At 45.8% G+C, this 23894-nt stretch carries 20 protein-coding genes; 19 read left to right on the forward strand and 1 reads right to left on the reverse strand.

The window, feature by feature from the left end; translation table 11 throughout:
• Positions 1-30 precede the first annotated feature (30 nt).
• From QY318_02755 to QY318_02785, 7 genes are all read left to right on the forward strand, one after another.
• Entirely contained in the window at positions 31-1941 is a 1911-nt protein-coding gene (locus QY318_02755) for a fibronectin type III domain-containing protein (GenBank protein ID WKZ30745.1), read from the forward strand.
• A 123-nt stretch (positions 1942-2064) separates the two neighbouring features.
• A complete protein-coding gene (locus QY318_02760) occupies positions 2065-3591 on the forward strand; it encodes a hypothetical protein (GenBank protein WKZ30746.1) in 1527 nt (508 codons plus the stop codon).
• An 18-nt stretch (positions 3592-3609) separates the two neighbouring features.
• On the forward strand, positions 3610-5088 hold the full coding sequence (locus QY318_02765; protein WKZ30747.1) for a hypothetical protein: 1479 nt from the start codon (positions 3610-3612) through the stop codon (positions 5086-5088).
• 76 nt (positions 5089-5164) lie between these two features.
• Complete coding sequence (locus QY318_02770) at positions 5165-8281, forward strand: hypothetical protein (protein ID WKZ30748.1); 3117 nt, start codon at positions 5165-5167, stop codon at positions 8279-8281.
• A 13-nt stretch (positions 8282-8294) separates the two neighbouring features.
• A complete protein-coding gene (locus QY318_02775) occupies positions 8295-9386 on the forward strand; it encodes a hypothetical protein (GenBank protein ID WKZ30749.1) in 1092 nt (363 codons plus the stop codon).
• A 120-nt stretch (positions 9387-9506) separates the two neighbouring features.
• Positions 9507-10703 carry an SH3 domain-containing protein gene (locus QY318_02780; GenBank protein WKZ30750.1) on the forward strand — a complete coding sequence of 399 codons (1197 nt, stop codon included), beginning with the start codon at positions 9507-9509 and terminating at the stop codon, positions 10701-10703.
• 83 nt (positions 10704-10786) lie between these two features.
• Entirely contained in the window at positions 10787-12805 is a 2019-nt protein-coding gene (locus QY318_02785) for a UvrD-helicase domain-containing protein (protein ID WKZ30751.1), read from the forward strand.
• Positions 12806-12863: 58 nt separating this feature from the next.
• Here QY318_02785 and QY318_02790 read toward each other — a convergent pair whose 3' ends face one another.
• Complete coding sequence (locus QY318_02790; GenBank protein WKZ30752.1) at positions 12864-13754, reverse strand: G5 domain-containing protein; 891 nt, start codon at positions 13752-13754, stop codon at positions 12864-12866.
• Between the two features lie 362 nt (positions 13755-14116).
• Here QY318_02790 and QY318_02795 point away from each other — a divergent pair, with 362 nt between their 5' ends.
• From QY318_02795 to rplP, 12 genes are all read left to right on the forward strand, one after another.
• The gene (locus tag QY318_02795; protein WKZ30753.1) at positions 14117-15547 is read left to right on the forward strand and encodes a tetratricopeptide repeat protein; all 1431 of its coding nucleotides are present in this window, start codon (positions 14117-14119) and stop codon (positions 15545-15547) included.
• A 294-nt stretch (positions 15548-15841) separates the two neighbouring features.
• The gene (gene fusA / locus QY318_02800; GenBank protein ID WKZ30754.1) at positions 15842-17932 is read left to right on the forward strand and encodes an elongation factor G; all 2091 of its coding nucleotides are present in this window, start codon (positions 15842-15844) and stop codon (positions 17930-17932) included.
• Between the two features lie 273 nt (positions 17933-18205).
• Positions 18206-19372 (forward strand): elongation factor Tu, encoded by a 1167-nt coding sequence (gene tuf / locus QY318_02805; GenBank protein ID WKZ30755.1) that lies wholly within the window; start codon positions 18206-18208, stop codon positions 19370-19372.
• Between the two features lie 95 nt (positions 19373-19467).
• Complete coding sequence (gene rpsJ / locus QY318_02810; GenBank protein ID WKZ30756.1) at positions 19468-19788, forward strand: 30S ribosomal protein S10; 321 nt, start codon at positions 19468-19470, stop codon at positions 19786-19788.
• Positions 19789-19840: 52 nt separating this feature from the next.
• Entirely contained in the window at positions 19841-20425 is a 585-nt protein-coding gene (gene rplC / locus QY318_02815) for a 50S ribosomal protein L3 (GenBank protein WKZ30757.1), read from the forward strand.
• A gap of 5 nt (positions 20426-20430) precedes the next feature.
• Positions 20431-21018, forward strand: coding sequence for a 50S ribosomal protein L4 (gene rplD / locus QY318_02820; protein WKZ30758.1), 588 nt, complete (start codon positions 20431-20433; stop codon positions 21016-21018).
• Positions 21015-21305: a 50S ribosomal protein L23 gene (gene rplW, locus QY318_02825; GenBank protein ID WKZ30759.1), complete on the forward strand. Its 291-nt coding sequence runs from the start codon at positions 21015-21017 to the stop codon at positions 21303-21305. Before rplD ends, rplW begins: the two co-directional genes overlap by 4 nt.
• A 2-nt stretch (positions 21306-21307) precedes the next feature.
• Positions 21308-22159, forward strand: a complete 852-nt coding sequence (gene rplB, locus QY318_02830) for a 50S ribosomal protein L2 (protein ID WKZ30760.1) — start codon at positions 21308-21310, stop codon at positions 22157-22159.
• A 20-nt stretch (positions 22160-22179) separates the two neighbouring features.
• The gene (gene rpsS / locus QY318_02835) at positions 22180-22482 is read left to right on the forward strand and encodes a 30S ribosomal protein S19 (protein WKZ30761.1); all 303 of its coding nucleotides are present in this window, start codon (positions 22180-22182) and stop codon (positions 22480-22482) included.
• Entirely contained in the window at positions 22482-22826 is a 345-nt protein-coding gene (rplV, locus tag QY318_02840) for a 50S ribosomal protein L22 (protein WKZ30762.1), read from the forward strand. The genes rpsS and rplV overlap by 1 nt, the downstream gene beginning before the upstream one ends.
• Positions 22827-23468 (forward strand): 30S ribosomal protein S3, encoded by a 642-nt coding sequence (gene rpsC / locus QY318_02845; GenBank protein ID WKZ30763.1) that lies wholly within the window; start codon positions 22827-22829, stop codon positions 23466-23468.
• Between the two features lie 9 nt (positions 23469-23477).
• Positions 23478-23891, forward strand: a complete 414-nt coding sequence (rplP, locus tag QY318_02850; GenBank protein WKZ30764.1) for a 50S ribosomal protein L16 — start codon at positions 23478-23480, stop codon at positions 23889-23891.
• Positions 23892-23894: the final 3 nt, after the last annotated feature.

A 23894-nucleotide genomic window follows, 5' to 3' on the forward strand; every position in this document is an offset into this window, starting at 1 on the left:
TCTGCTCTGTTTCCTATTATAAAAGCAGAAATGTACATCACACCTAGGCAGAAAAAAAGGTATATATTCAGATTCACACTTGTCGCTTTAGCCATTCCGCTAGTGGTTTTGGCCATCTATGCTGGTGTCCAATGGTTTTCAAGCGCTGACACCGAAGCAACTCCCGAGGATGTAGTTATCAGCAACCTCACTACCAGCGCTGTCACATTGAGCTGGACCACGACGGTGGATGCTAGCTCCAGCGTGAAGATGGTCGAAAGCGGAGATGTCTTCACCGATCCGCGAGGTGCAAGCTCAAGAAGGACCCATTTTGTTGAAGTCACTGGGCTCGAGCCAGAGACAGAGTATGAGTTCAAAATCACTTCAAATGGCCAGGATTATACCGCAGAGGGTGGAGCTGCATTTAGATTTACCACTGCCCCAGTGAGCGATGAGGCCTCAGTGCCCTTCCCAGCATATGGGACAATAGAGGGTGCGAATGGAGATGATGCACTTATTTTCTTCGTGGTTGCTGGTGCCACTCAATCTCTGCCGGTCTCAGCAGTGCCGCAATCAACAGGGAACTGGATCTTGGATCTATCTTCAGTCCGATCACTGGATGGTACTTCATTAATACAGGTCAGCAGCGATAGCTCTGTTGAGCTTCTGGCAATCGGGCATGACGGGATGGGCTCGAGAGTCACAGGAAAATTTAGCGATCTTTTCGACGAAGAGGGGATGCTTATTGCGGAATTTTCTCTTCAGTCCGATACCGATGTGATGGCCTACCTACCTGGCGCGTCAAAGATTACGACGATTATTGCTGAGCAGCCACCAGGAGAGGAACCACCACCGTCTGAAGAACCACCACCATCTGAAGAGCCGCCTCCATCTGAAGAACCACCACCATCTGAAGAGCCACCTCCTGCTGAGGAGCCGCCACCATCTAACGACTTTGACCCTGCATCAAGACAGTTCCTGATTCGCGCCGATATCGTGTGGGTTGATATGGTTGAGATAACAGGCGATGGTGCTGCTCCAGTAGTTGTGACCGGTGAGCAGTCGGTACAGCTTGTTGCACGAAATGACACCAGCTTCTCTGTCGTATGGCTTACAGAAGATGAGGTCCCGGGCTATGTAAGCTATGGAGAGGATGAAGATGATCTGATCGAAGAGGCGATCGACATTCGCGACACCTTGGTATCGCGCGGAGATTACAGATCACACCTAGTCGAGATATCTGGTCTTACCCCTGAGACCATATACTACTTTGAGATACATTCGGGCGACGAGACATACTCGTTGAACGGAGAGCCATATCAACTAGAAACATTTGACACAGTGGTCACTCCACCACCATTTAGTACAGCCCAAGGCACAGTATCTGGCTTAGAGAGTTATGACGATGTTGTGGTGCTTGTGCAGCTAAATGATGTTGATGGCGCAGGTACTGCAGGTGCATCACAGCTTGGAGCTGTAGTCCCTGATGAGAATGGTGCTTGGATCGCAAGCATCGGCGACCTACGAAGCGAAAGTGGCACTGAGTACTATGTGTTAGGCGATACAGATGAGGTTACAGCTGAATTGGTTGTATACGCTAATTCTGAGCCAGTCACGATTACAGGTGATGAGATTGAGGATAGTGAGCTAGCCTTGACTGCCGATCCGCCTACAGAGGGTGGGAGCAGCTACCAGCGAATAGCCTTGCTAAATGATTATGGGGTCTCATCGACCTATGCGGAGTCTCCAACAAGTGGCGTAGGGGGTGGTGGCCCTGCCGATGTCGATACTGGGAGCGAGATTACTACACCGAAGACCGGTATTGAAGATAACTTGGTAGTGGCTTCAGCGGTTGGTGGAGGTTTGCTTACGGTTGGGGCGGCTACTTTGTTGGTCGCTTACAGTGGTCGTGGCAAGAAGAAGGGCGTAAACAAGGGCTCTTTGACTAGTCGGGTCTCATAGAGGTTATAACTGATGACTCCTGCAGCTCAATCAAGGCTAATTCTTAATCGTTCCCACACCTATAGCCTTGTAAACTTTTTGCCTAATCAGTACAATTTGGCAATTTAGCTTCTGTAATATTGAATGTTGAAACTCGATAAAAGCAATTCACTATTTTTTCTGTTGGGCATCTTTGCACTGCTTTTTCTCGGCTATGTAGCCCTTTTCTATGAAAGCGATGCTTTTTATAGCGATGCGAAAGCCCCGGCAGAAGCATCCACAAGTAGCGAAGAGGCTGGTGGGTCACAGGAAGTAGTGTTGGTGGGAAATACGGTCGGAGAAAATGTGGAAGTCCCAGAGATCACCGAAGAGCAGTATCGTCTTGTAAAAGAGCTAGTAATTGCAGCCGAGCCTTCACTCGCGAGCATGAGCAATCTGGATGAGGTTATTCGGGAGCCATATCTGGCTCAAAATATTGCTAGCCTGATGGAGCAGGTGGAAGAAAATGATCTGACAGTGACACAGGTTCGAGCATCAGTACGTGGTGCTGGTACTGGGGATTTTAGCCCGACCGGTGAAGATTGCGCGGCAGGCGCGAAGGTGATTTTGATGGATCCGGCCTGTTATATTACCGAAGAAAACACCTCAATTAACGAGAATCTAGGTAACTATGTAGGCTCAGGGTGTGACAATAACCCTGCAACCCCGTGCCAGGTGCGGGCCAGCTCAGTTATTGAGCCGTGGGAGATCAATGGCCCAGATCAGAACCAGGGCTACTCTGCTGGAACTGATGTACGAGGAAAGACCGAGAGTGAACGGATCCTGATTCAGAACAAGCAGATGAAAGATGGAGTCCTAGCCTATCACTCAGAGAGCGGTAGCTATTATGGCGATGCCTCGGATGCGGAGAAGTATGAGCAGTTCAAGCAGGTAAATATGGGCGTGGCAAATTTGCTACGTCCACAGCTAGCAAGGGAGGTTTCAGAAGACTCAGCTGATGCCAAGAGAGACTTTGCAGTAGAGATCTGCGCAGGTGGTGAAGAGGTGTGTGATCAGAACGAGAAGACATTGGCCAGATTCAAAGGTACCAACTCAGATGGTGATTATCTTAGCCCTGCAAACAGCAATAAATTTGCCGAGGCCAGATATTTTGGGAAGGCGCTCCAGCCACCTACTGGTGAGGTCGAGACTGAGCTACGAAATGAATGCGTTGATAACAGCTCTCCACAATATCGCAATATTAGTAAGACAGATCAGCTATGTCTTGGGTCACGCAGGGTTTCTGATGTGTATCATGGCGTAAAGCAGCTTGGCAATGAGATACTTTGCAGACTAAGGCCGAATGACAGCGATTGTCAGCTACAGGTTGTTACAGGCATCCAGGTCGGTTCGATGTTTGGCGATACTGAGTATTTTGTTGAAGGAATATCTAGCAACTATATGGCAGAAGCAATGGTTTCAGTGTATTCTTCCCCTGTTGATGACAGGAATGTGACTATGCTTAGAACTCCGTGTACAATACGTATAGATTATTCTAAGATTGTTGACGTATACTGTTATATCAAGAATCAGAATGAGTATGCAGAGTTCTCAAGGCAGGCTGCAGAGATGACGCCCGGAGATTCATTCAAGTATGAAGCATATGGAAGCGCGCTTGAGGAGGAGTTTTAATATTAAGTAACGCCCAAAATGGTAGATCGAATATATAAGATATACAAATTCGCAGGAAAGATAGCTAGGTCGAGGGCTTTGAACAGTGCGCTGGTGCTTGTGGCGACATTCGGTCTAGGCTTGGAGGTCGTATCGCCAATTGTCTATGCACAAGACGGCGAAGGTAATGCAACCGTTGACGCAGGAGAGTCTTATACTTCTGGGACTGCTGTGATTGATACTCTGACAGAGTCAGAGGGTGTGACAGACAGTGCGAATCTGGCACAAAATCAGGCAACAGACTTCGCGATTGTTGCACTTTCGATTACATGTATGGAGTGTCTCGAGAATGCAGATGATGTGGCTGCCAACCCAAATATCCATCCTTCTGCAAAGACAAGTCTACTGACCCTCGTTGATAATAACAATAGACAGATGCTTACAAATCCGCCTACACAGAACCTTTACGCACATATGCAGACCCAGTGGATGCCAGGCGAGACATATGCAAATAGAAGCGTCTATGCTCAGTCTGGGTATGACTTACTCATATCGACCGGCATTGATCAGCTCTGGGAAAATGTGAGAAATGTTGCCTACGTTATCTTCGTGCTAGTGCTTATAGTTGCCGGGTTTATGATGATGTTTAGGCAGAAAATAGGTGGTCAACTGGCTGTGACGGTATTCAACACAATTCCTCAGGTCATAATATGCCTGATATTGGTAACATTCAGTTTCGCCATAGTCGGTTTAGTCTTAAATCTTAGCGCCACGCTTACAAATGTAGCTGCTGGTATTCTTGGCCTAGCTGATCCGACAGATGGTGTAACGGCCACGGGGCCGCTTTCAGTGTTTAGCGCATTTATTTCTGGGAATATTGTTACTGTTGGTGCGGCAAGTGTAACGACAATAGTAACTACAGTAGCAGGATCGATCTTGGCAAATAGTGGAATTGCAGCACTGGGTATAGCTGCCTCTCCATTGGCAGGTGGTACACTAGCTATTATAGGTCTTGTTGGCATCTTGATAGTGTTAGTTATCCTCGGAATCGTTCTGGTTGGATCAGTGAAGGTATGGATTACCCTTCTAAAGGCATATGTTGGTATACTTATCGATACAATATTGGCTCCACTCTATTTAACAATGTCCGCCTTGCCTGGCAGATCTCAGATGCGCGGAGATTGGTTTAGACGAATCCTCAAAAATGCATTAACTTTTACTGTTGTGTTTTTCTTCCTTAATCTTGCGGCTTTTGTATTTAATGCAAACATTAATCTTGGATTTCCTACCTCTCTGGCAGAAGGTCAGACAGCTCCAGTTGGCTCTGGCCCCGTTTTGCTTGCGTGGCTGCTGAAAGGTGCAGTCTCGATCTATCTAGTATATGTAGCGGCTGAGGCACCTAAATTCCTTGAAGAGTTCTTGCCGCAGACTGGTGGGAAGAGTGTTGCAGGGGCACTGCAGTCAGCTGCTAAGGGTGCATTTGGCAAGCTTCCAATTGTCGGTGGCATGATGGGCTAATGAGCTGTTTTTCGACCAATTCCCAAGCTGAGAGAATCAGGCCACTGTTCTGAAATAATTATGTGAGCATAACTTAATGGCGCAAAGAAAAGACCTATACTCCAATTCGTTCTCCTCGGTGTCGAGCTTTATTTTGGGTAATAACAAGCCTAAGAAGCCTGTAAAACGCAAGCCGCCTAAGTATGATGGGATTGATTATAATGATGGTCTCGCAGGCGCGCTTGCAACCATGGCAGGTGCGCCTGGTGTGTTTCTGGGTGAATCAGCCATAAACTCGCTTAACTCCACCCTTGGAGACCCTTCTCTGATAGAGCTTTATATTGATAAAAGCGAGAAGCAAAAGATGCAGGGTCTGGATAAGAATGCTGGACGTATTAGGGTCCGTGGATCTGACCTTAACAAGTTTATACAGTCTCCAAGCTCATTTCTCGACAAGGCACTTCAAGGTGCACGTGCTGAACGGAAGTGGGCACTTACGGTAGCGCTTCTTGGTGGTGGTGCAGAGGTAGCAAATACCTATATGTGGGCAAAGAAAAACAACCTCAGCAATAGTGATGCAGCTCGGCTTGCAAGCTCGGTATGGGATCTGGATAAGAGTATTTACACCGATCAAGAAAGTCTTGGAATAATGACAGAAACGGCGCTCCTTAAGAGTGGAGGCCGGTCGATCAAAGAGGCTGAGGAATTAAACGCCAAACTTGTGGCGAGCGTGGCAAAGCAGAAAGAGGGTAGGCAGACTGTATCACGTTTATGGACTGGAGCGGCATCCGATGTTTCTGATCACATAATGTCTGGTGCACTGTTTAAATCTCAAGATGAGTACTCAAAATTTCTCTTGGAGAAGGGTCTTAAAGATAAGGAACGAGACTTAGTCTTGAAGCTTAGAGCAGGTACACTTACGGAACCGGAGGAAGTTAGTTACGCCAATCGGCTTGAGAATGATCTCAAGTCTGCCGCTGCAGCAGGATGGCCTAAAATTACGTCGCAGAAGACAAAGCTAGATGCTCTTGTTAGTCAGAGCATACCAGATCCGGCAGCTCGTGAGCGATTCTATCAAGAGTTTGCGAAAGAGTATACCTCAAGGTATGGAAAAGTTGATTATACGGCAACAGGCAACTTAACGAATTTCGGTGTCCGCGAGATGTTGAAGGATAATTATTGGGCGAAGGCACAGCTTTCGACTGGAGCTGATAAGGAGAAGTATCTGAGAACAATAGCAGCTGTAGATGTATTGCAGAGGACGAAATCGCCGGGTGATTATTCAAAGCCTGATTACGATAAAGCAAGAGAGGCTGTTACATCACTCAAAGGACAGCCAGGTGTATCTCAGTCGGATATAGATGGCCTCTTGGGACAGATAAATAAAGCGGAGTCAATGTACGCAAAACGGTATGTTAAGCATCGTGCGCATAATGAGGTTGAAACTAAGTGGCTAAAGCCACTTAATAATCCGATGATGTCCTATGAAAATGCTCCTGAGGCCAAGCTTTTGCTTGAGGCCAAGCTGAAAACAAGCAGATATAGTCTTATATCACGAGGTTTAGCAGTGGATGACCCACGGGTACAAGAGATCGATTATGCGTTGGAGACGTTAAAAAGTGGGTTCAACCCGTTTGGTGGTGGTCGTCCACGTATGGCAAATATGATAATGATGTACCGCTCAAGGGGTAGCATGGCAAATTTTGTACCTGGGCTGTTTACTGGTGCTTCCTATGCCGATGGTGTGATGTCACCAGGGGATTGGGGAGGGATCACTATGAAATATAGGATGAAAGATCGTTGGGGGGTTGATAAGAACGGTAACCCGAAGTTACAGGTCGGAGAAGCTAAAGGATTTATCCTGCAAGGCCGCTCGCACCTTCCAACTGCATATCAAGGGCTAGTGAACTACTACTATCTGACTCCAGGCAGTTTGATCAAGAGTACATTGTGGAATGGTGAGGGTCTTTACTACCTTGCAGAGCAACGAAGGCGCCGAGGGATTACCAAGATGCTTTCTGAGCTCGATCCCGATAAAATCCAGAATCCAACAGGCTCCCTGGCGAAGTACTTCGAAGCGTTGAAGGATGATGCGGGCAATGTAACGGGGCATAGGTTTATGTGGGAAAAGGTGGATGGGGATTTTCTTGGGATTCTGGAAGCGCTAAAAGATTCTGGCTACGCTGAACTATACAGGAAGTATGACAAAGTATTTAGAGGATATGAGTCTACTGTCGCGTGGGCGCATAGATTCGCAATGCCTGAAAGATTTTTCGGAAATAAGGGGGTAATCGGAGCGCAAAGACTTAAACTTCAAGGTAAAGTTGTACAATTCTTTGGTGCATTGTCAAAAAATAAAGAATGGAATGCTGCACTTAAGCTGTTCGGAGCAGGTGAGATCGGGCTCTATCAGCTGGTCGAGGCTGGTGTGAAGATTGTATTTGGCACAGTACTTAAGGCTCTCGGCCCAGTCGGTACCGTACTCTCATTTGTCATCACGGATGTAATTGTCTCAGCCCTTGTCAAAATAAGCAAACCAATCCTCGATATGAGCGTATTTGCCCTAATGGCAACGGTCGCTCTCTTCTTCCTACTTCTCTGTACAGTAATCTCAAGCCCATTCACTCTTGCCAACCGCCTCAAGACACATGCAGTCCAGCCGCCAGTCGAGGGAGTCGAGCTCGAGCCATTGCCAGGTGAATTCCCGGATGATCCAGATGCAGTAGTTATTGACCCAACCAAAGATGCGATCTGTCCAATAAATGCAGGTGCAATCTGTACGCAGGGACCACGCGGCTCCTACTCACACGCCAGGATGGGTACATATGCAATCGATGTGAGCACAGGTGCAGGTCCATTCAGAGCGCCAACCGATGGTGTAGTTGTGAGTGTGAGATCGTCAAACTCTTGCCCATGGGGACCAAACCGTGGAGCAAATTATGGTGGATCTGTTGTTTTCCGATCGTCGGATAATATCTACTATGAAGTGATGCACGCAAATCCAACAGTAGGCACTGGTCCTGTTGAGCAGGGCACAGTGTTAGCGACAATGGCTTACGGATTGCCACGAAGCGGGTGCTGGACTGGGGCACACTACCATATCGATACCTGCTTCGGCAGCCAGTCTGCTTGTGTAGCTCGAAGCCGAAGTGCCAGATGGCTTAACTCTAAAGATTGGTATAACGAGTTGAAATGTAATATCCGCGGATGTTAGTTAGGAATCAAATATGGACAAGCTGCTCAACATAATAAAAAAGAATAAAGTCGTGGTGCTTGGAGCTCTAGGGCTGTTGCTGGTAATTGCTATTGCACTAATTGTTATGCAGCTAATTGGTGGTGAAGAGACAGAAATCCCGAAAGGGAGTGTTGACCAGCCTTTTACATATGAGACGGGCAAGCAGTTGGAGATACCGGAAACAGTTGAGTACACAAATTTCGACCCAGGTGATGATACGACTGCGCCAATTTACGAATTTGCACTTGAGAATAAAGTCGATCTTGTGAAATCGTTCCTGGGTAGCATCGGTAAACGCTCGATGGAGCTCGAGGAGTATGAGGATGTTGTGTATTACTGGAGAGATGACCCGAGCGATGATTTCTATGTGGTTGAGTACAACGCGTTGACCGACCGTGTATTCTTTAGATTTGAGAGCGCTGTAGATCCAGACCTGAATGCTGGTGGATATCTGAGCAGAGAGGATCTCGAACAGTATTTTACTGCTTTTGTTCATGAGTATTGGGATCAGTCGTACAGCTACACTGATTTCAATGTGACTAGGGATGGATCGACTTATCGAATTGAGGCGAGCAGGCTGATTGGGAAGTATCCTTTGCACATCTCTGGCTTTGAAGAGTATTCGGATTATCTGGTTGTTGAAGATGATGGAGATATACTCGAGGGGCAGATCTATCTGATGAATTACGATCTCTCTACAGCACAGAATGTTGATCTTATTACGACAGTTGGTCTCGGATCAGTGATCGGGCGAGATGATTATCCGAAGGATTTCTATCAATTGGAGCCTCAAGATCTTGATGGTACCTTATTATATGGTGAGCCATACACACCTGCACAATCAGCAGGTGATCCTCCTCCAACGCCTGATGGTGAGATCCCAGAATTGACCGAGTGCACAGCTGAAGAGATATCGTTGGTGTACCTCTACATGAGCGGTACATATCAGATGCTTACCCCAGCGTATAAGATCAGGTGTGCTGGAAATGTCGTCGTAGAAGGTAGGAGCTATAGAACAGAGGCGCTTGTTTTTGCCAATGCGATCGATCCGGAGCTTGTGTATGTGCCGGCAACGACGGAGTAGCTTACGGATGGGTTATGTAAGAAATTCATTAACTCTTAATGGGAGATTCTGTATATAATAGTGCCGCTACTGACTAATTTTGTAGTTGCGGATTTAATCTTTGCCCGATAAGATATAGGTATGAAAATTTTGACCAAGATTGTAAATATTCTGCTTGTTGTTGCCGCGTTTGTGGTGGTTGTGCCTCAGGTTCCAGGATATCAAGCTGTCAAAAGAGAAGATCTTGGTTTTGATGAAGGTCTCTCAAGCAAAGACGCTGCACTATATGCATTTCCAGGTAAGATATTAATAACACAGGTCGAAGCTCCAAATACCGCGATGGAATCTGACCCGGAATCATGGATCGATCTGCTCTACTACTACTACATCACAAGACTCGGTTTTGGCGACCTACCATACACCTATCTGGTTGATAAGTCGGGCACAGTGTACGAAGGCCGCTCGAATTATGAGGGAGTTGTGCCAGAGCTGCTGGATGCAGAAGGTGCTGTGCTAATTGGCTATCTATCAAATGGTGCCGATGTTACCTCTGCAGCAGCAGATTCAATCAACGAGCTGGTCGAAGAGGTCTCATATAAATATGGAATCACTCGTGAAAATGTAGAGGCCGTTGACCTTGAAGTATCTCAGCAGACTGCTGAAGGTGAGCTGAGCAAGCTCGAGTATAAGAGTACTGATTCAATGTTTGCAGATGAGCTTGATCAGATCCTTTCAAAGGTTACATATTCCGATAGAGAAAATTTGAGCTTTAAGGCAGCTGTCAGCGAGGTAAGCTTCGAAGAGAAGGTGCCGATCGGCGGGAAGCTAACTGTGAAATTCAAACTGAAGAATGATGGCGATACTCCATGGTTTACACTGAACGATTTTGTCTATGTGGTCACATCAAGCAACGAAGATAGTCAATTTGCGGTAAATGGTGAGTGGGATAGCTTCGATACACCAACCCATGTTGAGGGCAAGACTGTGTTGCCTGGCGAGAGCGTAGATATTGAGTTCCAGATGGCAGCCAATACAATGCCTGGTGAGTACTCTGAGAGCTTCAAATTTAGCCGTACTGGTGGTAAAGATCTGCAGGGTGGTGAGTTTGAAGTTAAGTTCACAATCGAGCAGGGCGATGTCCAACTGATTGAGATCACAGAAACTGAGACCGGTAATCTAAATGTCCGCAAAGACCCAAATCTTGGGGCACAGGTGGTTGGACAGGTTGATTCCGGCGCAATCTTTGTAGTTAAAGAATCGCAAAATAACTGGTATAAGATTGAATATGAGCCTGGCGCAGATGGCTGGGTGATCGGTAGATATATAAAGCGGCTTTGAACTACCCGACCACTTGGCGTTTATCGTATAGTGAGCAGCACTTTGCCACCTAGCCAAGTGGTCGGGTAGTTTTACCAATAAAGATGAAAGACAATACCTTCCTTGAACAATTAAACACGCCTCAGAGAGAGGCTGCAGAGCATGTTGATGGCCCGTTGCTTATTTTTGCTGGTGCAGGGTCGGGGAAAACTCGCGTTCTTACCTACCGAGTCGCGAACCTAGTTATCAACCACGATGTGAAGCCGCACAATATCCTCGCTGTAACGTTCACCAAGAAAGCTGCACAGGAAATGCTTGAGCGTATCAACAATATCTTGCTTGAGAAAAGTCCAGACATCTCTGAGCGACCACACATAGGAACATTTCACTCGATATCTGCCCAAATCTTGCGGCGCGAGGGGAAATATCTTGGATTTGATAGCAATTTCTCAATTTATGATACGAGCGATTCAGAGGGACTGATCAAGGAGCTGATGCTCGCTGCAAACCTTGATGTGAAGCAGTTTAAGCCGGCGGTGATAATGCATATGATAGGTGCAGCGAAAAACGATATGGTGAGTCCTGATCAATTTGCATTTCATTATGCTGGTTTTATAGAGGATATTGCAGGTCAGATATACCCTGAATATCAGAAGCAGCTGCTTGAGATGAATGCAATGGACTTCTCGGATCTGCTCTACTATGTAGCCGAGCTTTTTACAAAACAGCCAGACATCCTCGAGAAGTATAAGAATCTTTATAAGTACATCATGGTCGACGAGTATCAAGATACCAATAAGGTTCAGTACACCATAATAAAGAAGCTTTCAGAGGCGAGCAAAAACCTATGCGTGGTTGGTGACGATGATCAAAGCATCTATAAATGGCGTGGGGCAGACATCCACAATATCATATCTTTTGAACGCGATTTCGATAATGTAAAGATCGTCAAGCTTGAGCAGAACTATCGCTCAACAGACAACATAATTAAAGCTGCAGTTGCAGTTATCCAGCAAAATAACGAGCGTGTTGAGAAAGAGCTTTGGACCGATAAGGGCGAGGGTGACAAAATAACGGTATACCAGGCTAGAGATGAGAAAGGCGAGGCGCAATTCATTGTGGATGAGATTACTCAGCTCAAGAATAACCGCTACTACAAGCTTGGTGATTTTGCCGTCCTATACCGCACCAACTACCAGTCGCGTGTAATCGAGGAAGAGCTGCTCAAGCGGGGCATCCCTTACAAATTGGTTGGGGGCTTCAGATTTTATGATCGCAAAGAGATCAAAGACCTTCTCTCCTACCTGCGCGTCGCCAATAACCTGAAAGACGACATCAACCTATACCGAGTTATCAATGTGCCCGCCCGCAAGATGGGCCCAACCTCGCTCGCCAAACTGGTGCAAACTGCTCGTAAATGCAAGACATCCGCGGCAGAAATGTTGGCAATTGCCTATATTCTTGGGCGAAACGACTTAAACATTAGCGACTACGAATTCGACCAGACCAAGGTCGACGCTGTGGATAAGTCTCTCGACGAGCTGCTTAAATTTCAGAAAGTTGTGGATATCTTCGGTGGTCTATACGCAGCTGCGCAAGATATGAATGTGATGGAGCTGCTAACAGAGCTGCTCAATAGGTCGAAGTATATTGAATCGTTTGACGACGGTAGTGAGCTTGCCGAATCGCGCAAAGAAAACGTGCAGGAGTTAAGAAACCTTGCAGCCAGCTATGCCGAAAAGTATGGCGCAAAATCGCTAAATAAATTCCTGCAAGATATCGCACTTATTGAGGAGGAGCAGGAGAAGAGCAAGAAAGAAAGCTCAGCTGGGGCTGTTACATTGATGACGCTTCACTCTTCGAAGGGGCTGGAGTTCCCAGGTGTATTTATGATCGGAATGGAAGAAGGAATAATGCCTCACTCAAGGTCTTTTACCGATCCTACCGAATTAGAAGAGGAGCGTAGACTCTGTTATGTAGGGATTACGCGTGCACAGGAGAGGCTTTGGATGACCTTCTCAGAAGCGAGGACGCAGATGGGTGGCTACAGCGATCAGATACCGTCAAGATTCCTGGGTGAAGTGCCACAGGAGCTGTGTGAATATTACAGCTGGAATATCTAGCCCGACCACCCGACTACTTGCGAAGCAAGTGGGTCGGGCAAGTGGTCGGGTGGTCGGGCTAGTTTACCAGTCGTGTGCAGGCAGGCCAATGGTGTGCAGCACCACCTGAACGATAAATTGTGAGGGAGATTCTAAGCTGCTGATAACCATCCCAAATATTGGTACCGCCATATCCAGCGAAAGTCCTTTCGGAGAACTGCATTAAGCCTTTGTAGAGCCCTCCATTATTAGCACCTGCATAGCAGCCAGACTCACACCTCATCACAGATTTGAGCCAGTATCGTTCTGCATCGCTGCCAGTGATCTGGTCAATATAGCTATCCCACTGTACACAGCTGTTATTCAACCCTGGGACTGTGCTGAAATCAATTCTTTCTCTAGTTCCGACTTTGGTGATCTTGTTTACGACAGGTGTGACCATTTTCTGGTCAGTGACTTTCTCTTCAACCATCTGGCCATCATGGAATGTCCTTAAGATTGTTATCTCTTTCACACCATTCTGCCCTTCTTGTGTTACAAGTGATGTGCCAACATACATGCTCGAGTCATTTACCTGCTCAGACCTGAATGGGACTATCTCTGTAACTGTCTCAAATGTTTTCTCAACTTTAACCAGTTTTACGAGGAGGTTGTCGCTGATCTTAGTATCAAGATCTGGGGTGATAATATAGTCATCGACGTTGATCCCTAATGTTTTGACCACATCTCCGACAGTTGCTCCGTATATAAGCTCGGTAGTTACACCATCTACATTTTCTACTTTTACCATTACAATATTCTCTCCGTCGATAACTAGACGGTCATCATCCTCAAATTTGCTTGAGAAAGTGTGTGAGAAACGTTCGCTTGAGAGTTCTGATGCTCCGAGTACTGCCTGCTCATAAGCAGAAACAGAACGGCCTGTAGAAATAAAGCTGTGGAAAAGTGACGATAACACGAGAAAGGTCAAGACGTAGGCAGTAAAGGAAAAGATTCGCTTACTTCTTCTGCGTCTGTTTGAGGCTCTCAGGAGTCTACTATAACTGCGATTGTGCAGCGGTATACTCACTTTTTCTTTAATTAATATCTTAATTCCATCGCTACATCTAATCTCAAGAACTAGAAGTAACTCATGTTGCTTTTACTCACTCTAGCCGTCTGAATAATAACAGTCTGACCAGTGGTGCAACTTATGAGGCTACCATGCGGCAAACTTCGTATTTGCCCGTTGGTACGCTGTTTTTGATGGAACGGTGCATACTAACATATATTTGACAAGAAGTCACATAAGTAACTAGTATGTAGGTAGCACAATTAAGAAATAGTATTCTCGTGGAAGAAAAATTTCAAGAGGGCGAAATCTCAAAGATTTCATTAAAAGATAATGAAGTGTCTGCCCAAGAACAGAAAAATAAGAAAGGTAGTAAGAATATGCCGGGTAAGCCTAAGAACAAAAAGTGGCTAACACTCCTTATGGTTGTGACAGGTATACTGCTTCTCGTACTAGTCGGGCTTATCGGTTATCGATTTTTCGCAAGATCTTCATCGAAAGATAAGTATGAGGCTCTTATGCTTGAGGCTGCCGGGCAGCACGACGATCAGGAGTACTCGCTTGCACTTGCTACATATAATGAGGCTCTCGCACTTGATCCCACATTCCCTTCTGCATATATAGGTGTATTAAATATATTGCTCGAAAAGAACCTCGCTGATGATGCCGAAGAATTTGTAGCCGGTGCCGAAGAGATAATCGGTGGTGGAGATATGGCCGAGCTATATCTGCTTATGGCTGACTATTACTATGATGCTAAGGCTTGGGACAAAGCATATGCTTACTATGCAAAGGTCGGCAATCTCGAGGGAGAATCAATCGATCGATTTGCTATCGCCTCTGTAAACTCGCAAGAAGAGGATTGGAAATCACTTACCAGCCAGGTAAGCGATGAGAAATTGCAGACTGTACTTCAGCAATATTCAGACATAAGCACCCAAAGTGATACAGATCTTTATGATCGAGCCAAGTTGGCTCAATTGGCCATCAACGCCAAGGCTTACTACTTTGCGGTGAATCTGCTAAAGGATGATCAAGATCTGCCAGATTATTGGGATGGGCTCTACTATGTTGGGCGGGCCTACTACGAGCTGGGTGAGTATGAAAGAGCCGCCGACTACCTTGACCAGGCAGTACAGATTGCCCCTGAAGATCCAGCCTTACAGCTACTTGCTGCTCGTAACAGCGTACAAGATGGAAATCGTGATCTAGCATTCAGTCATTACGATCAGTACATCTCCTATTCAAAAGGTGATGGAGCTGACCAGGCAGTACTCATTGAATATATTGAGCTCTTGATTGAGGCGGAGAGATATTCGAAAGCGCTCGAGGTAATTTCTGAGCAAGAGACATCAACAGATGAGCTTGAGCTTCTAAAATTGCAGGTCTATATCGCTCAGAAGGATAGCTCTGAGGTTATCCAGCTACTTGATAGGATGGAGTCGACCGTGGCTCCTGGGTCAGATAGCTATTATATGTATATCTGGTTAGCTGCTCTTTGGTATATCGAAGAGGGCCAATTCACAAAAGCAGAGGGATTGCTCTCACCAGTTGAGGAAGCGACTGCACAAGATCCGTACTATTTCTATGTAATGGGCAGGCTAGTCGATGCAAAGGGTGACGAAAAAGGTGCTGATGAGTACTTTAAACTTGCTGTGGAGAAAGACCTGGAGGGTGAGGTGTCAAAATTGGCACTCAACTATATCCAGTAGCCGCCCCGTTAACTTATAGTACGTGCATCAATAGTGTATTCATAGCCTTCCTTTCAATTTATGAATTCTAAATAAGTGAAACTGCTGCAGCAATTAAGACTTGACGCACTATAAGTTAGCGGGGCGGCAGGCGGTACTTGCATTAGTTGCTCGCCGCATATATACTCCACAGCAGCCAATCACCCCGTTAGTTCGCAGCCAACCTATCAGCTGATATCTTGAGTATCCACCTGATTTATTGCGAGCTGACGAGATGGTCGGAAGCGACTATATATTAATTAATGTATTAAAAATATGGCGAACATATCTTATAACGTAAAGTTCGATCTTAAAAAGATTCGAAATATTGGTATCATCGCACACATCGACGCTGGTAAGACTACAACTACCGAGCGATTGCTATTCTTCACTGGACAGATCCACAAGATCGGTGAGGTTCATGAAGGTGCAGCGACCACTGACTTCATGGAGCAGGAGAAGGAGCGTGGTATCACCATTATGTCAGCAGCTGTAACATGCTTCTGGAAATATAAGGGAGAGGATTACCGAATCAACATCATCGATACACCAGGCCACGTAGACTTCACTGCAGAGGTAGAGAGGTCACTCCGAGTATTGGACGGTGCGGTTGTAATCTTCGACGGTAAGATGGGTGTTGAGCCACAGTCTGAGACAGTATGGAGGCAGGCAAACAAGTATAAGGTTCCTCGCATGTGCTTTGTAAACAAGTTGAACCTACTCGGTGGAGACTTCGAGATGTCACTTGCTTCTATTAAGGAGCGACTCACTCCAAATGCAGTTGCAATTACACTTCCAATGGGACGTGAGCAGCAGCTATATGGAACTATCGACCTGATCGAGATGAAAGCATATAAGTACGAGACAGTAGATGACCTCGATATGAAAGAGGTTGAGATCCCTGCTGAGTATAAGGATAAGGCCGAAAAATTAAGAGCAGAGCTTATTGAGAAGCTTGTTGAGCAGGATAATGCACTTATGGAGAAATACTTTGCTGGCGAGGAGATCAAAGAAGAAGAAATGCTTGAAGCATTGAGAAAGGGTACATTGAGCATGAATATCTTCCCAGTAATGGGTGGAGACTCACGAACAGCTATTGTAAAGAGGTTGTTAGACAAGGTTGTGACATGCCTCCCATCACCAATTGATGACGGTGGTGCAGATGGTACACACCCAAAGACAGGTGAAGAGATGCATCGTGATCCAGCTGAGACCGAGCCATTCTCCTCGTTGGTATTCAAGATTGTAAATGACCCACACGTTGGAAACCTATCCTACTTCAGAATCTACTCTGGAAAGGTAAGTGCAGGTACATATGTATACAACTCAACACAGGGTGCACGAGAAAGAATCGGTCGATTGGTGTTGATGCATGCTGAAGATCGAGAAGAGGTAAGTGAGCTACGTGCTGGAGATATTGGAGCGATAGTTGGTCTAAAAGACTCAAACACTGGTGATACTCTCTGTGAAGAGGGTAATCAGATAGTGCTTGAAAAGATCCAGTTCTCAGAGCCGGTTGTATCGCAGGCTATCGAGCCGAAGTCGAACGCCGATGAAGAGAAGATGGGTATGGCTCTCGCAAGATTGGTCAAGGAAGATCCTACATTTAAAGTATCTTCAAACCATGAGACAGGCCAGACGATTATCTCAGGAATGGGTGAGCTTCACCTCGAGATCAAGGTAGATATCATGAAGAGAGACTTCGGCGTCGAGGTAAATGTAGGTAAGCCACAGGTTGCATACCGAGAGACAATCAAGGCGGTACGTGAGCAGGAAGGTAAGTATGTGAAGCAGTCAGGTGGTAAGGGTCAATATGGACACTGCTGGTTGAGGCTTGAGCCAAATGAAGTTGGAAAAGGCTTTGAGTTCCTGAATGAGCTAAAGGGTGGGTCGATCCCACGTGAGTATGTGCCTGCTATTCAGAAGGGCGTTGAAGAGGCTATGAAGTCAGGTGTCGTTGCAGGATACCCAATGGTTGATGTTAAGGTCGCAGTATACGATGGCTCATACCACGAGGTTGACTCTTCGGAGGCAGCATTCAAAGTGGCAGGATCGATGGCCTTGCGCGAAGGTGCCAGAAATGCAAACCCAGTTCTTCTTGAGCCAGTCATGAAGTTGGAAGTAACTGTGCCTCATGAGTACCAGGGTGATATCACAGGTGCGATCAGCAGCAAGCGTGGTGAGATCCGCGAGACTGAGGCAGCACACAACCTGCATATTGTGCATGCGTTTGTGCCTCTTGCAGAGCTTTTCGGATTCACATCGGAGTTGCGATCGATCACAAGTGGTCGTGGTAACTCGAGCATGGAGTTCTCACACTATGCAGAGGTTCCAAGGCATATTGCCGAGGAAGTTGCTAAGAAATAGCGTTTGGTCAAGGTTTAAGGCCGCCGCCCCGCTAACTTACAGTGAAGTTCTCACTATAAGTTAGCGGGGCGGTTTCATTTAATACCGCTCGCGAAAAATAGTGAAAAATATTGTGTAAAACGCTTGCATACCTCTGATCTTTTTGATAAGATCCATTCGACGCCGACCACGGTAGGCAAAGCCGTAGCGGTAGTGCAATTGTGTGGTTATACAATAGAAAATCTGGTATAAACACATAATTGGGAAATTTTTAATTTTTTAATAATTAAGTAAATGGCAGACTATCAAAGAGATCTACCACACGCCAATATTGGTACACTCGGTCACGTTGACCACGGTAAGACCACATTGGTTAGAGGTATCCTCCGAGCATTCTCAGAGGAAGCCGATAAGTTTATTGATAAGCTAGACAAGGATCCTATTGCCCGTGCAAAGGCAATCACGATCTCTGTTGCTCACGTTGAGGTAACTACACCTAACAGACACTACGCACTCGTAGACTGTCCAGGTCACAAGGACTACATCAAGAACATGATCACAGGTGCCGCACAGATGGACGGCGCAATCTTGGTTGTTTCTTCATCTGACGGAGCAATGCCTCAGACAAGAGAGCACTTGCTACTCGCTCGACAGGTTGGTGTGCAGCATTTGGTTGTTGCTATCAACAAGTTCGGTGAAGTTGATCCTGAAATTATGGAATTGATCAAGGCCGACATCCAGGGCTTGCTCGAGAAATATGGATACGACGCAAGTACACCTATTGTTGAGGTTGATGCACTCAAGGCATTCAATGGTGAAGCAGAGGGTATCGAGAGCGTTAAGAACCTTATGGCAGTAGTCGACGAGAAGATCCCTCTCCCAGAGAGACCTCTTGATCAGCCATTCTTGATGCCAGTTGAGGATGTATTCTCAATTGAGGGTCGAGGTACAGTTGTAACAGGAAGAATCGAGAGAGGTGTAATCGCACTTAACGGTGAAGTAGACATCCTCGGAATGGGTCGAAAAGACCAGAAGACAGCTGTAACTGGAATCGAGACATTCAACAAGCCAATGAAGGAAGGTCAGGCAGGCGACAACGCAGGTCTCCTCCTCCGTGGTTTGAAGAGAGAAGATGTAGAGCGAGGTCAGGTTCTTGCAGCTGCAGGCTCAGTAAAGACACACACAGACTTCAAGGCTGAGGTTTATGTACTTAGCAAGGAAGAGGGTGGTCGACACTCACCATTCACATCAGGATATAAGCCACAGTTCTATGTAAGAACTGCAGATGTGACAGGTGAAGTTAAGCTCCCTGATGGAGTAGAGATGGTAATGCCAGGAGAGAATGTTGAGCTCCAGGTTACATTGATCGCTCCTGTGGTTGTTGAGCAGGGAATGAAGTTTGCTATCCGTGAGGGTGGTAGCACAGTAGGTCACGGGGTTGTAACAGAGATTACTAACTAGTCAGTAAACTCCCCCGCTAACTTATAGTGAGAAGCTCACCATAAGTTAGCGGGGGAGAACTAAGAATTATTTTATTTGCTCTTTGATTAAAGGAAATGGCAAACAAACTACCAAAAATTCGAGTCAAACTTGAAGGTTATGACCCGGTTGTTGTTGATAAGTCCGTAAAAAGTCTTGTTGAAGCTGCTGTAGGTACAGGTGCAAAAGTCGCGGGACCGGTTCCACTCCCGACTCGAAGCCAGAAGTTTGCCGTAAACCGATCGCCTCATGTGTATAAGAGCTCTATGGAGCACTTTGTAGTGAGGAAGCATAAGAGACTGGTCGATATTGTGGAACCAACTGCCAAGACTATAGATGCATTACAGCATCTCCAGATGCCTTCTGGTGTGGGTATTGAAATTCAGCAAGTGAATTAGATTTGGGTGGCCACTTAAGAAAAGGCTGCTAAATGGTTAACTAACGAAAGATATGAAATACATTCTAGGTATTAAAAAGGGAATGACAAGGGTATTTGATGGTGACCACTCTGTCGCTGTCACAGTTGTTGACGTTGATGGCTGTAAAGTCTCTTTTGCTGATGATAAGGGCTACGAGCTTGGAATTGGCAGCAAAAAGGGTAATGGCGCAGCAGTCGGCAAGTATAAGAAATATGGCTCTGTCCCGAGATATACACAATGGGTTTCGACAAAGCTTGATGATGGCATGGAGGTAGGTAGTGATGTAAGTACAGATGGATTTGAGAAAGGCGTTAAGGTAAATGTAAAGGCTACAACAAAGGGTAAGGGTTTTGCAGGTGTAGTTAAGAGATGGGGTTTCCATGGTGGTCCTAAGACCCACGGTCAGTCAGATAGGCATAGAGCTCCTGGCTCGATCGGTGCAGGTACAGACCCAGGTAGGGTATTGAAGGGTAAGAGAATGGCTGGAAGAATGGGTGGTGATCAGATTACTGTTAAGAATAAGATGATTGTTGATAAGAAAGAGAATTATCTATTGGTATCTGGGGCAATCCCAGGATCAAAGGGAAGCAAAGTTTTAATTGCAGTAGCCGAATAATTGACATGAATTACGAAGTAGTAGACCTAAAAGGAAAGAAGACAGGTGACAAGGTAGAGCTAAATGATGCTGTATGGGCAGCACCTTTTAACGCGGATCTTGTTGCACAGGTTGTAAACGTGTTTAGGTCTAACCAGAGGTCAGGTACAGCACATGCAAAAGGCAAGGGTGATGTAAGCGGTGGTGGTAAGAAGCCATGGAGACAGAAGGGTACCGGTCGTGCAAGACATGGATCGATCCGCTCCCCTCTATGGGTTGGTGGTGGTGTAACATTCCTCCCTAACTACCGAAATTGGAAGCGCGGCATCAATAAGAAAATGAAGGTAAACTCGCTCAAGTCAATTCTATCGAAGAGACTTGGAGATAACGAATTGATGATTGTAGATTTTGGCAAGGCAGATCGAAAATCATTTGAAGAGAAAGGAAAGGTGCTTTTCGTGACTTCAGATAAGGATACATATATGAAATTTAGAAATGTCGGAAATGTGCAGCTTGTATCAGGTATGGATCTGCACACCTACGATATCTCTATATGTAGAAAGATCTATGTTGATAAAGAGGATTTAAGTAAGTTGGAGGGTAGGCTCTCATGAAAAGAAATGCTATAATACAGCCCGTTATTTCGGAGAAGAGCTACGACATGGCAAACGCTCAGAACAAGTATGTTTTCTATGTCGATCCTGCAGCTTCTAAAGTAGAAATTGCCAAGGCGATAGAGGGTGAATACAAGGTCAAGGTTGTATCAGTAAATACAACAGTCCGACCTGGCAAGATTAGGAGAGACTGGAGATACTCTAAGTCTACCCGAATCTCTGACCGCAAGAAGGCAGTTGTGAAATTGAAAGATGGAGATAAGATTGATGATTTCTTTAACTTCTAGAGATGGCAACAAGGAAATTTAAACCAACAACCGCATCAATGAGAGGTACAAGGCTTGAAGATAGGTCTTACCTCGCCAAGGAGAAGGGTCCAAGGTCATTGACAACATCGAAGAGGAAAATTACCGGTCGAAACAACCAGGGTAGGATCACTGTACGCCATAGAGGTGGTGCACAGAAGCGAAGATTGAGGATTATTGACTTCAAGAGAGATAAATTTGATATCCCTGGAGAGATTGTAAACTTCTACTTCGACCCTAACCGATCTGCAAACCTAGCATTGGTACAGTATACCGATGGCGAGAAGCGATATATAATCGCACCTCGAGGGATGTCAGTTGGAGATAGTGTTGTCTCTGGTGAGAAGACAGACGTGCTTGTAGGAAATGCAATGAAATTGAAGAATATTCCTTCAGGTACTGAAGTGCACTGTGTTGAGCTTACACCTGGCAAGGGTGCAAAGCTTGGACGGGCAGCAGGCCAGGTGATTGTTGTTCTGGGTGTTGATTCAACAGGTAAATATGTGCAGCTAAGGATGTCATCGGGCGAGGTACGATTAGTACATGGTGAGGCTATGGCTGTAATTGGACAGGTTGGAAACGAAGATCGAATGAATATGAAGCTTGGTAAGGCTGGACGAAAGAGAAGGCTTGGCTGGAGACCAGAGGTACGAGGAATGGTGATGCATCCTGCACAGCACCCACATGGTGGTGGTGAAGGTAAGGGTGTAATCGGTGGACCAGCAAAGGATATTTATGGAAACAGAGTTGGCGTGAAGACAAGAAAGAATAAGAGAACTGATAGATTTATTGTAAGGATGAGAAGGTCTAAGACAAGGCCTTACGCGAAGAAGTAATTATTTTAAAGTAGATTTCGATGTCACGATCAGTAAAAAAAGGTCCGTATGTAGACGAGAAGTTAATGAAAAAGGTTCGAAAGGCTCTGGAAACAGGTGAGAGGTCTCCTATTAAGACATGGAGCCGAGCTTCTGTTATAACTCCAGAGATGGTTGGATTGACTTTTGGTGTGCACAACGGTAAAGATCATGTTTCAGTACTGGTCTCAGAGAGCATGGTTGGACATAGACTTGGTGAGTTCTCCCCTACAAGGAAATTCAAGGGTCATGCTAAGAAGGGTAAGCTCTCTAAGGTTTACGGTAGCTCAGGTAGATTCGAATAATGGAAAACAGAACAGTCAAAACACAAGTAAAAAATATCGCGCAGTCTCCTCTAAAGTTGAGGTTGGTTGCAAATATGGTTCGAGGAAAGAACGCAGCAGAGGCTATGGAGATGATGAAATTTGTAAACAAGAAGGGCGCAAATTTTGTGTATAAAGCACTGAAGGGTGCGCTCGCCGATGCTGAGAATAATTACAACATGGACGGAAAAGATCTTTTTGTAAGTCATATCTCTGTAGATGGTGCGACCCCTTATAAGAGAGGTCGATATGCATCACGAGGTAGGGCATCAAGAATTTTGAAGAGAAGGTCGCATTTAAATTTAGAGCTGAGTGTTAAGAGCTAAATGTCACACAAAATCAACTCCAATGCGATGCGCATGGGGATAAGTAAAACTTGGAAGTCAAAGTGGTATGCCGAAGGTGATGCATACAAAGAGCAGCTCCACCAGGATCTAAAGATCAAAAAATTTGTGGCAGAGAATCTTGATGCAGCAGGCTTGGACAGTATCGAAGTAAGTAGGTCAGCTGGCAAGGTATCGGTTGATGCATTTGTGGCAAGGCCAGGTGTAGCAATTGGACGAGGTGGCACAGGAATTGAAGATCTTAACAAGAAGCTGAAGCAGATGTTGAAGCTAGAGGTTGATGTAAAGGTAAAAGAGGTTCAGAAGCCCGACCTTTCAGCAAATATTCTAGCTAGCGAGATTGTAAGTGGTTTGAAGAGGAGGATGCCTGCAAAAATGTTGGCTCAGGCCGCAATTGAGAAGGCAATGGGTGCAGGTGCAAAAGGAATCAGAGTGTGGATAGCCGGACGAATCAATGGTGCACAGCAGGCTAGAACTGTAAAGTTCTCTCAGGGTGCTGTCCCACTTCACACATTGAAGGCAAACATTGAGTTCTGCTCTGCTGTTGCGCAGACAGGTGACTTGGGCAAATTTGGTGTAAAGGTGTGGGTATATCGAGAGAGCAAATTAGATGATCAGGAATAGTTAAAAATTATGATGCAGCCAAAGAAGACAAAATATAGGAAAGAGTTCAGAGGCAAGAGGGGTGGAATTGCTTCAGCAAACAATGAGGTACAGTTCGGACAGTATGGTCTGAAGGCTGTAGATCGAGGCTGGGTAGAATCAAGAGAGATTGAAGCTGCACGTAGAGCTATCGTTGGTCATATCAAGCGAAAGGGAAAGGTATGGATCAAGATCTTCCCACACAAGCCTTATACATCGAAGCCAGTAAACTCGAAAATGACTGCAGGTAAGGGTGATCTTGAAGGCTATGTAGCAGTAGTAAAGCCAGGGACAATGCTTTTTGAGATGAGTGGTACTACCGAGGAGATCGCACGCGAGGCATTCAGACTTGGAGCACACAAGCTTTCAGTAAAAACTAAGTTTGTATACCGAAGCGAGATCTAAAAA

This window comes from Candidatus Dojkabacteria bacterium (assembly GCA_030583845.1).
Lineage (GTDB): Bacteria > Patescibacteriota > Dojkabacteria > SC72 > JAHDCA01.

Excerpts from the sequence above, each read along its gene's own strand:
- QY318_02785 (WKZ30751.1), top strand. The coding sequence starts at position 10,787 with ATGAAAGACAATACCTTCCTTGAACAATTAAACACGCCTCAGAGAGAG.
- rplC (WKZ30757.1), top strand. The coding sequence starts at position 19,841 with ATGAAATACATTCTAGGTATTAAAAAGGGAATGACAAGGGTATTTGAT.
- rpsS (WKZ30761.1), top strand. The coding sequence starts at position 22,180 with ATGTCACGATCAGTAAAAAAAGGTCCGTATGTAGACGAGAAGTTAATG.
- fusA (WKZ30754.1), top strand. The coding sequence starts at position 15,842 with ATGGCGAACATATCTTATAACGTAAAGTTCGATCTTAAAAAGATTCGA.
- rpsJ (WKZ30756.1), top strand. The coding sequence starts at position 19,468 with ATGGCAAACAAACTACCAAAAATTCGAGTCAAACTTGAAGGTTATGAC.
- QY318_02765 (WKZ30747.1), top strand. The coding sequence starts at position 3,610 with ATGGTAGATCGAATATATAAGATATACAAATTCGCAGGAAAGATAGCT.
- QY318_02770 (WKZ30748.1), top strand. The coding sequence starts at position 5,165 with ATGGCGCAAAGAAAAGACCTATACTCCAATTCGTTCTCCTCGGTGTCG.
- QY318_02755 (WKZ30745.1), top strand. The coding sequence starts at position 31 with ATGTACATCACACCTAGGCAGAAAAAAAGGTATATATTCAGATTCACA.
- QY318_02780 (WKZ30750.1), top strand. The coding sequence starts at position 9,507 with ATGAAAATTTTGACCAAGATTGTAAATATTCTGCTTGTTGTTGCCGCG.
- rplW (WKZ30759.1), top strand. The coding sequence starts at position 21,015 with ATGAAAAGAAATGCTATAATACAGCCCGTTATTTCGGAGAAGAGCTAC.
- rpsC (WKZ30763.1), top strand. The coding sequence starts at position 22,827 with ATGTCACACAAAATCAACTCCAATGCGATGCGCATGGGGATAAGTAAA.
- rplV (WKZ30762.1), top strand. The coding sequence starts at position 22,482 with ATGGAAAACAGAACAGTCAAAACACAAGTAAAAAATATCGCGCAGTCT.
- rplD (WKZ30758.1), top strand. The coding sequence starts at position 20,431 with ATGAATTACGAAGTAGTAGACCTAAAAGGAAAGAAGACAGGTGACAAG.
- rplP (WKZ30764.1), top strand. The coding sequence starts at position 23,478 with ATGATGCAGCCAAAGAAGACAAAATATAGGAAAGAGTTCAGAGGCAAG.
- QY318_02775 (WKZ30749.1), top strand. The coding sequence starts at position 8,295 with ATGGACAAGCTGCTCAACATAATAAAAAAGAATAAAGTCGTGGTGCTT.
- tuf (WKZ30755.1), top strand. The coding sequence starts at position 18,206 with ATGGCAGACTATCAAAGAGATCTACCACACGCCAATATTGGTACACTC.
- QY318_02760 (WKZ30746.1), top strand. The coding sequence starts at position 2,065 with ATGTTGAAACTCGATAAAAGCAATTCACTATTTTTTCTGTTGGGCATC.
- rplB (WKZ30760.1), top strand. The coding sequence starts at position 21,308 with ATGGCAACAAGGAAATTTAAACCAACAACCGCATCAATGAGAGGTACA.